This window comes from Endozoicomonas sp. SESOKO2 (assembly GCF_024606245.1).
Lineage (GTDB): Bacteria > Pseudomonadota > Gammaproteobacteria > Pseudomonadales > Endozoicomonadaceae > Endozoicomonas_A.
In genome coordinates, this window is sequence record NZ_JAHHPQ010000597.1 from 1 (window position 1) to 3,551 (window position 3,551).

The 3,551-nt window shown below is 47.2% G+C and carries 1 protein-coding gene; it reads left to right on the forward strand.

Annotated features, from left to right (window positions below):
- Nucleotides 1-3,271 (forward strand): transglutaminase-like domain-containing protein (locus tag KDK17_RS14415; protein WP_257288357.1); only part of this gene is annotated, 3,271 nt, incomplete at its 5' end.
- Nucleotides 3,272-3,551: the final 280 nt, after the last annotated feature.

A 3,551-nucleotide genomic window follows, 5' to 3' on the forward strand; every position in this document is an offset into this window, starting at 1 on the left:
GGCAGAATTGCAGACCATTGCTGAGAAAGTGTTGCCAGATAACCCGCAGGGGAAAATCCTGGCTGAAAAGCTGACCAGAAAACATTGTTGTCTGAGGGCTGACCTGAAACAGAAAAAAGTGCCGTTGCAGCCGACCAGTCTTGATTTACAGAATGTGGCCAGGGCCGTCATCCAAGGGGGTGATTTTACCGAAGAAGGGCTTCATCAATGCCTCAATCAGCACTACCGCCTTTATCTGATGGCCGCCAAAATATCGCTGGAGGAGTTGCCCGAATCATCTGCTCTTGCCATGGCTCTTAACATGAGAAGGGGTGAGCTTGATTCCGGACTTTGCAAGTGGTTCAACGAAACAGTATCGGGCATTAACCGTCCCTGGTTGATACGACAAAGTTATCTCAACAGCATCAATGAAAAACACCATGAAATACGTATTAAGGCGGGTCTGGGTGGAGAGGAAGCCAAAACGCAAATCATCAAAATGGTGGCCCAGGCCAAGTGGCAGGCATCCGGTCTTTCCCTGAAACCGGATCAGTCGGACGATACCCTCACCCGGGCACTTTACCGACACTGGCAGCAAAACTGGTTTGATCATAAATTCGGCCAGACAGGCGTAGATGCCAATAGCGTCTTTTCTCTGACGGAAGAAGAGAAACAAACGCTGGCAACACCGGCTTGCCAGCCTTATCTTCGGGAAGCTGATCAGCAGATAGAGGCGTGGAACGCCAATGAAGCTCAATTGTGTCCAGCGCTCTGGCATCAGATCAGTGATCTGCCAAACCATTTGATAGCGGATTTTATTAACGAAGCATCAGCTATTAGCGGTGATGACGCTCCTGAACCATACAATCCAGAAATCCAGGGGGAAGAAGCACCGGCACTGGACCAAAGAACGAACTACGAGGATCAGGACACGCCAAAGGTTGAATTTAAGAGAATTTTTGACAAGCAGAACCATTCCCCTGCAATGGATCGCTGGCGGGCAATGGATATTTATGTGACGCCTGAGGGTGCTGTCAAACAGATCAAGCTCGATGATCGACACTTTCAGGGGGTCGAAGCCCTCATCCCCGATCCGTTACCAGAGAATCTCCGGGAAATGGCATTAACCAGAGATCAAACGCTGGCAACCCTTGAGATGTCATCAAAGAATGGTCGATACCCATTGCCCAGCCTGACGCCTCATGACTCTGTCGTGGCCCTGCGGATAAAACCCAATTTGCCATATAAACTGATCAGGGATCGATATACCGGGCTTCACACACTGTTAATTTCCGGGGCAAAAGCAGACCAAAGTATTCAATGCACTTTTATCGTAGAACCCCGAAAACCGGGCGAAAAAACCAGTGCTAAAAAAGCCCGGCCAGAACGATCAATACTTTTTGACGTCCATTGTTCAGAGGGTGTGAAAAACGTACTGAAAGAGCTATTTGCAAATATTGGCCGACATCCATCCGACAAGATGAAAGAGCTTTTGCGGACGATAAAAAACACTAAAGACACCAGGCAACGAATTAACGCGATCACGGAGTATTGCAAACAGTTTTCCGGTGAAGCTGAACCAGAAGCCCAACAAAATTTCTTTCGCTTCCTGGTAACACGGCAACAAGGTAGCTGTCGTCATCGTGTGCCTGTTTTTATCGCTTTTTGTCGTTATTTTGGGATCCCCTGCCGGCAAATGGATAGCATTGTCCACAGCTTTGCTGAGTATTCTGCGGATGGAGGTCAAACCTGGGAATCAGTAGATTTGGGCGGGGCGCCCGGGGAGTTAACAGAAATCACCTCTGAATTACAGTCCAGCGGGAATGTCATTGATGACTGCCCTATGCCAGGCGAGATCGAGGAGCACGTGATAAAGCTCCTGAAGGACCTCATGAAGATTGCTGATTTAGCGCAACAGCAGGCTCTGGCTAAAGTCTGTGGCATAAGCCTTGAGGAACTGAAGAAAACGGTTCAGACAGGCATTATATTACCAAAAACCTATTGGTCTATTTTCTCAATTACCACAATGGTAGAGAAACTTTGGCAGGAAAAAGATTTAGCCGGATTTTCCCTGGGTGTCTCAATACTAGAGTTGCAAAAGACAAAAGCGTTGACAAGCCCCAACCGGAACTTGGTCGGTACGGTAAGAGGAGCTGAGCGTGACTATAGGCCGATGTCGGAGGCAGTCATACAAATATTGTCTGACAGTGATGAAGATCGGGTCATTGAACCACTCAAGTCACTCCATTCAAAAATGATTGAACAGGCCGGAGTAGACACTTACGAATGGTTGCGTTCAAACGTGGATATACTGATGAAGAGTAACTTGGCCAGGCCTTCGGTGATTCGCTTTGCCCGTGAAGCTCTGTTATTGGGTTGGCTGGATCCACTGCCGTCCTCGTGGTCCTCTATTATCACTGCCGAACAACATCATGAGCTTTTGGTGCGTCTGCAAGGCGTCGATGAACTCAAGGTTGCCGCCACCCATTGCCTGAAAAAGTGGTACACGACATTGTTGTCCAGGGAAAAAAATAGCCAGCAATTGCAGTTGATTTATGAGCGCTTCCAAAAGGAAAAAATGAATGCCATCTTCATCACTCATTGTCATGAGGGTTCTTCTTCATTCCTTGAAGATCAGATTGTCAATCGATCTATAAAGAATGCCTGGACGGACCAACCCGGGGGGATTCCGAATGTAGAACGAATGCTGGTAAGCCAGCCCGCGTTTCCACAGTTAACCTCAGGCAAGGCGAATCACCGTCCGGTGATTATCCTGGGTCAGCCTTTATGGGACAGCACAATGATTAAGGAAAAAGCCGAAGCCCTGTTTCAACGGAAACTTGAAAACAGCCCGGAATTGAAGAAGTTATCCGAAACGATCAAATCAAAGCCCAGTTTGGACCTATGGTACGAAAAGCGCACTCTGAACGATTTAAAAAACAAATGCAAGCAAGGGATCCTGCAGGCCTTCAGTCATTACTTGTATGAAATGACACACTCGAAAGGTGGTGGCTTAAGGTATTGTTGGGCCAGTGCTGCTCTCGGCTCTAACACTTTCAAGCGGGACTACTACGGCGCTCATGAGCCATCTTCTCCAGAAGAGCTGTATGGCATGATGACGCTCATTGATAGCTCTTCCCGGTTTCAAAAAACGGTTGAAGATGCCTACTTACGGGAAGCACAAAACGCCAGTAATGCTCTGCTGCTGAAATCCAATGAGCTGACAAAAATTGCCGAAGAGTTTATTAACAGCGTGAATTTGAATTCGATTTGTGACGCATTGGACAGATGATAATAGTTTGGTGATGTCCATTAATGGCAACGAAATACTCTCCAAATGAAACTTTCGTACGATTTTAAGGTCATATTATTAAACAGTTTCAATTGAGTCCTTCAGATTGCAGTAGGGAGATCAACCATGGATGGTCAGATTGGTGGAGAAATAAACAAACCCGTTCGTAATAACGGCGTGTCTGATAATAGCATTCCGGCCAAAAGAGCAAAGCTGGATGAACCGATTGCAAAGGTCTGCTCTGAGGTAACGGCCAAACTCAATCTATCGTCATCTCCGA